General features: G+C 59.1%; 1 protein-coding gene. It reads left to right on the plus strand.

The window, feature by feature from the left end:
• Positions 1-416, plus strand: a 416-nt coding sequence (locus GZH79_RS17510) for a transposase (RefSeq protein ID WP_211645066.1), incomplete at both ends; no start/stop codon positions are given.

Consider the following 416-nt stretch of genomic DNA (forward strand, 5'->3'; position numbering starts at 1 on the left):
CATCCCTGTGATCGACAAGGCCGGACGCCCCGATGGGACCTGGACACGCACAGATTTCGACTGGGATGCGCAGAACGACCAATACATCTGCCCCGAGGGGCACGCGCTCAAGCAGTTCCGCCGGAATTATTCCGATCCGGACCGGGGTCCGACGGGCAAGGGCACTGCGAAGTATCGTGCGCTGAAGCTGACCTGTCAGGTTTGCCCATCCAAGCCGAAGTGCTGCCCCAATGCCGACGCCAGATCGATCACGCGTGAAGAACACGAAGATGCCCGTCAAGTTGCCAGGGATCTGGCCAAAACGGATGCATACGCGATTGCGATGAAGCTCAGGAAGAAGGTCGAAATGCTCTTCGCCCACCTCAAACGTATTCTCGGCCTGAGCCGGCTTCGATTACGTGGTCCATGTGGCGCAA

It is taken from the genome of Loktanella sp. SALINAS62, from assembly GCF_018263905.1.
Lineage (GTDB): Bacteria > Pseudomonadota > Alphaproteobacteria > Rhodobacterales > Rhodobacteraceae > Loktanella.